The organism is Spirosoma sp., assembly GCF_048594605.1.
Lineage (GTDB): Bacteria > Bacteroidota > Bacteroidia > Cytophagales > Spirosomataceae > Spirosoma.
The window spans coordinates 1-4,631 of the sequence record NZ_JBMDWV010000238.1; the positions used below are offsets into that span (position 1 = coordinate 1).

Below are 4,631 nucleotides of genomic sequence, written 5' to 3' on the forward strand. Positions count from 1 at the left end.
TCAATACTTTAAAGAACCTGAACCGGGTAAAAAAGACGTTAATGTCGAACGTACTGAAGAAGCCCTCAGCACCGGTGCCGATACGATTGCAGTGGCTTGTCCGTTTTGTATGACCATGATGTCTGATGGGGTGAAAAATAAGAATCGAGAAGACACTGTCCGTGTCTACGACATTTCGGAGCTTATTGCTCAGGGCCAGGGGATTTCATAAGTGATGAATGTTCATGCAAAAATGATTGTTACTCATCCATCATCGCACCGGTGACCCGGTCTTAATTTAGCATTAACAATGTACGTTGACTTTGATAAACTACCTGATAACGCCCGCGTATGGGTTTATCAGGCAAACCGTTCGCTGACGGATAGTGAAGTAAAAGCGATTGAAGAGATTTTACGACCAGCTTTAGAACAATGGGCTGCGCATGGACAACCCTTGTTGGCTTCGGCCCGGGTGGTCGAAAATCGGTTTATTGTGCTTAGTGTTGATGAAGGGTATAGTTTACCGAGTGGATGTTCTATTGATTCGTCCGTACGAACGATACAAAAGATAGGAAGTCAGCTTAGTGACAACAATGGTTCCGTCGATTTTTTTGATCGATCTGCAGCCGTTCGATTATCCGATGGCCCGGTTCAGACATTCGCCTTGCCAGCAATTAAATCTGCCGTTAACGAAGGCTTGCTAACGCCGGAAACAATTGTATTTAATACGCTAGTCCAAACGAAAGCGGATTTTATGACCAACTGGCATATTAAAGCGGCCGACTCCTGGTTAAAACGCTATTTTAAGTCGATTTTATTGATTTCAGAATAAACAGACAGAAGACGAGAAACGAGGAATCGAAGGGGATTGGTATAAATGATCCGCCTACTGATTCCTCGTTTCTTTTTTTATGCTACTATTATTAAGCGGCCTTAACATTGTCATTTATTGAAACGTTCCCTGCCAAATAGTCATATTTCATTAATTTTAAACCTATTTTATAACAAAGGAGTGATTTTTGCAGTCCATTCTTATAAAACTCAGCGAATAGAACGTGTCTAATTTGCGAATTCGCTGAGAATTGCCGACAGTAAACGGCAATTTACACGTACTTTTATGGCGACTATACAACAGGTTATGTCAGATACGCCAATTCGCGACGAGGACCAACTACTACCCGACAGCGATCCGATTGATCAGCCTTCGGAAGAAACCCCTGCCCGTCGGTATACCGATGAGCAAAAATACCAGGTATTCAACAAGGAGTTTATGCCCCATATAGACTCCATGTACAACTTTGCCTTTCGGTTGACCATGGACGAGGACGATGCCAACGATCTCGTGCAGGATACGTATTTGAAGGCATTTCGGTTTATTTCATCTTTTGAGCAAGGAACTAACGCGAAAGCATGGCTGTTTCGGATTCTGAAGAACAGCTTCATTAACGATTATCGGAAAAAAAGTAAGGAACCGGCTAAAGTAGATTATCAGGATGTTGAAACAACCTATAACTCTGAAGACGCCGAATCTGAACATACGGTCGACCTTCGGGCTGAGTCCGTTTCTGATTTAATCGGCGATGAAGTCGCAAATGCGCTGAATGCGTTGCCTGTTGATTTTCGTACGGTGATCATCCTTTGCGATATTGAAGGATTTACTTACGAAGAGATGGCCAAAATTCTGGACATCCCAATTGGTACGGTTCGGTCTCGTTTGCACCGCGCCCGCAACCTGTTAAAAGAAAAGTTACGTGATTATGCTTCTTCGATGGGATACAAAGAAGAAAATGAAGAATAAACCGAACTTTTTCTAAGTCATTTTTGGTTCTGCATATAACTTAATGGTATTAATATTCTTGGAATAAATTAAATTTTTCCAATGCAAACGTCGTTGCCGTCCTCGTCTTCATCCGAAGCAAAGCCTGAGATGAAACATAATTGCAGTCATAGGGCCGATTGCTTGAAGATGATTCAGTTGATTCTGGATGGAGAAGCCACCGAACAACAGCTTGCTAAATTACAAGCCAATCTTGAATCCTGTAAGCCTTGTATTGAGATGTACCATCTTGAAAAGGAAGTCAAGGAATTGCTTACTAAACGTATGGAGAAACGATGCTGCCCAGATCAGTTAGTGGCAACGATCAAATCCCGGATTCTGAGTTTTAGCTAATAGTAACGAAGCTAATTGGGGTAATTAAGGAAAAGCTTACGAAAGCTCCCTTAATTACCCCAATTATTTTATTTTTATTTATTACACACTGTGGACGGTAAACTTATCATTTTTTCAGCCCCTTCCGGCTCAGGCAAAACCACCATCGTTAAACATCTGCTGGCCGAGAACAACAATCTCGGCTTTTCCATTTCAGCCTGTACCCGCGACCGACGGGGACGTAGTGAAGAGAATGGCAAAGACTATTATTTTTTAACACCCGAAGAATTTAAGCAAAAAATAGACAGTAATGAGTTTGTTGAGTGGGAAGAGGTTTATACCGGCGCGTTTTACGGTACGTTAAAATCTGAGATTGAACGTGTCTGGGCTAATGGTAAACACGTACTATTTGACGTGGACGTACAGGGCGGCCTGAAACTGAAAAATTATTACGGTGACAAGGCTTTAGCCGTATTTGTAAAAGTACCAGATGAAGAAACGTTACGTCAGCGTCTGATAGGAAGAGGCTCCGAAACCGAAGAAAGCTTATCCCGACGTTTGTTTAAAGTTCATTTTGAAATGAGTTTTCAGGATCGTTTCGATGTTATTTTAATGAACGACGATCTGGAAACGTCCCTTCAGAAAGCTCAAAAACTGGTCGATGATTTTTTGAAAGAGAACACTGTACCGACGAAGGGGAGTGTTATTTGATTGTCTTAAAACGGTCCGCGATAACAGTTATAGAGTCATAAAGTTGTAAAGTTCAGAGCGTATCAGCCAACTTTACAACTTTATAACTTTACAACCCTTTAGTGTGAAAATCGGCTTATTCTTCGGCTCATTTAATCCTATTCATATCGGGCACCTGATCATTGCTAACACAATGGCAACGACAACAGACTTACAGCAGGTGTGGTTTGTGGTGTCTCCCCAAAATCCATTTAAGAAAACCAAGAGTTTGCTGCATGAGTTTGACCGGCTCGACATGGTTGAACGCGCTATTGCCGACAATAGTCGTTTAAAAGCGACCGATATCGAGTTTTCAATGCCGAAGCCCAGCTACACGATTGATACGTTGGTCCGGCTAAGTGAAAAATACCCGCAGCACACATTCAAGCTGATTATGGGTGAAGATAACCTGGAGCAATTCGCTAACTGGAAGAATCACGATAAAATTTTAGAGTACTACGGTTTATACGTTTATCAGCGACCGCGAGCTGTGGAGAGCCCGTTTAAAACACATGCCAACGTTCGTGTCATTGAAGCACCGTTGTTAGACATTTCCGCTACGTTCATTCGCGATTGTATTCGTAACAACCGTTCCGTTCGATACATGGTACCTGACGTAGTAGAAGAGATGATTGAGCGGAAGAAATTTTATTTGTAATGTCACATTGCCGTTAGGTAGCCGCAATACTCATGGAATGCCATTCTGGAACGTAATTTCGGTGGCTAAGCCGATGGCGCTCATACGTATCGCTACCGATTGGCTGTTGGATTTTGCACCTGGTTGATCGCATTGAGGGCCCTTCTCCAGAAAATAGATATAGAACTTCTGGTTGCGGTCGGCAATCTGATTAATATCGGGTCGGCCAAGTATGTCAGTAAGCGCATTGGCTGATTGACCTTTCAAATTCTGAACTTCCGCTTTAAAATCTGTTACGAGCGTAGCACGAATCCCATTACAACCTCCTCGATCACTGCGCCATTTCTTTACGTTAAGCTTGCCAAACGTATCAGGAGCAGAGCTACAGCCAGCTAATATGATTGCAGTGAGTGATAAGTACAAAAACTTCATATTCTTTTCGCTTAAACACAGAGTCACAAAGAATACAGAGTTTACTAGCTATTACTCTGTATTCTTTGTGACTCTGTGTTTAAATTTTATTGTTCGTTGTAAAGTACTTGCAACAGTGTTTGGCCTACGGCTTTGAGCGTGCCCCGGTCTATGTTGCTCATGTTATCTTCGGCTGTGTGCCAGGCCGGAAAAAATCCTCCTGTGCCAATATTCGTATGAATAATATCGATCATTGGGATTTTGGCGATAGTATTCGGCGCCAGATGATCGTCGGTGATTTGACCGCCGGGCGTATCAATAAAATACTGACTATAGCCTGCGCGACTGGCCGTCTGCCACACATTATTAACAACCGTTGGCGCAAACTGCATCGAAAGCCCTTCTTTAGCGAACGTGGCGCCCTTAGCACCAACCATGTCTAACAGGATTCCGTAATACGCTGAATAGCCGGGCTTATGTAAATTTTTAGACCAGTAGCGGGAACCTAAGCAGAAGCCGATGTAATCGTACTGATTGCCAGTTTCTTTTTCGAAATCGTTAGCGGCTTTCTCAGCGTTGCCCCAGTCCTCGGCGTCAAAGAAAATGATGTCGATACCAACAGTTGGTTTTTGCTGGCTTTGCTGAATCGTGCGAGCTAATTCAAGCAAAACACCTACGCCACTGGCGCCATCATTAGCGGCTGTAACCGCTTTGCTTTTATCGGCC

Annotated in this window: 8 protein-coding genes; 6 read left to right on the forward strand and 2 right to left on the reverse strand. The window is 43.0% G+C overall.

The features are described from left to right. The 6 genes from ACOJS8_RS14835 to nadD form a co-directional block, all read left to right on the forward strand. On the forward strand, positions 1 to 211 hold a 211-nt coding region (locus tag ACOJS8_RS14835; RefSeq protein WP_420149323.1), incomplete at its 5' end, for a heterodisulfide reductase-related iron-sulfur binding cluster. 78 nt (positions 212 to 289) lie between these two features. Then, positions 290 to 811, forward strand: a complete 522-nt coding sequence (locus ACOJS8_RS14840; protein WP_420149324.1) for a hypothetical protein — start codon at positions 290 to 292, stop codon at positions 809 to 811. A gap of 306 nt (positions 812 to 1,117) precedes the next feature. Beyond that, positions 1,118 to 1,777, forward strand: a complete 660-nt coding sequence (locus ACOJS8_RS14845) for a sigma-70 family RNA polymerase sigma factor (protein WP_420149330.1) — start codon at positions 1,118 to 1,120, stop codon at positions 1,775 to 1,777. Between the two features lie 168 nt (positions 1,778 to 1,945). Next, on the forward strand, positions 1,946 to 2,149 hold the full coding sequence (locus ACOJS8_RS14850; protein WP_420149325.1) for a hypothetical protein: 204 nt from the start codon (positions 1,946 to 1,948) through the stop codon (positions 2,147 to 2,149). A 90-nt stretch (positions 2,150 to 2,239) separates the two neighbouring features. Beyond that, entirely contained in the window at positions 2,240 to 2,839 is a 600-nt protein-coding gene (gmk, locus tag ACOJS8_RS14855) for a guanylate kinase (protein ID WP_420149326.1), read from the forward strand. Positions 2,840 to 2,942: 103 nt separating this feature from the next. Continuing rightward, positions 2,943 to 3,515: a nicotinate (nicotinamide) nucleotide adenylyltransferase gene (gene nadD / locus ACOJS8_RS14860; RefSeq protein WP_420149327.1), complete on the forward strand. Its 573-nt coding sequence runs from the start codon at positions 2,943 to 2,945 to the stop codon at positions 3,513 to 3,515. A gap of 30 nt (positions 3,516 to 3,545) precedes the next feature. Here the strand turns inward: nadD and ACOJS8_RS14865 are convergent, their stop codons facing one another. Together ACOJS8_RS14865 and ACOJS8_RS14870 are read right to left on the reverse strand one after the other, a co-directional pair. Beyond that, entirely contained in the window at positions 3,546 to 3,926 is a 381-nt protein-coding gene (locus ACOJS8_RS14865; protein ID WP_420149328.1) for a hypothetical protein, read from the reverse strand. An 86-nt stretch (positions 3,927 to 4,012) separates the two neighbouring features. Further along, positions 4,013 to 4,631, reverse strand: a 619-nt coding sequence (locus ACOJS8_RS14870) for a M28 family peptidase (protein ID WP_420149329.1), incomplete at its 5' end; no start/stop codon positions are given.

Coding starts and splice junctions, on each gene's coding strand:
- ACOJS8_RS14840 (WP_420149324.1), top strand. CDS start 290: ATGTACGTTGACTTTGATAAACTACCTGATAACGCCCGCGTATGGGTT.
- ACOJS8_RS14845 (WP_420149330.1), top strand. CDS start 1,118: ATGTCAGATACGCCAATTCGCGACGAGGACCAACTACTACCCGACAGC.
- ACOJS8_RS14850 (WP_420149325.1), top strand. CDS start 1,946: ATGATTCAGTTGATTCTGGATGGAGAAGCCACCGAACAACAGCTTGCT.
- ACOJS8_RS14865 (WP_420149328.1), bottom strand. CDS start 3,926: ATGAAGTTTTTGTACTTATCACTCACTGCAATCATATTAGCTGGCTGT.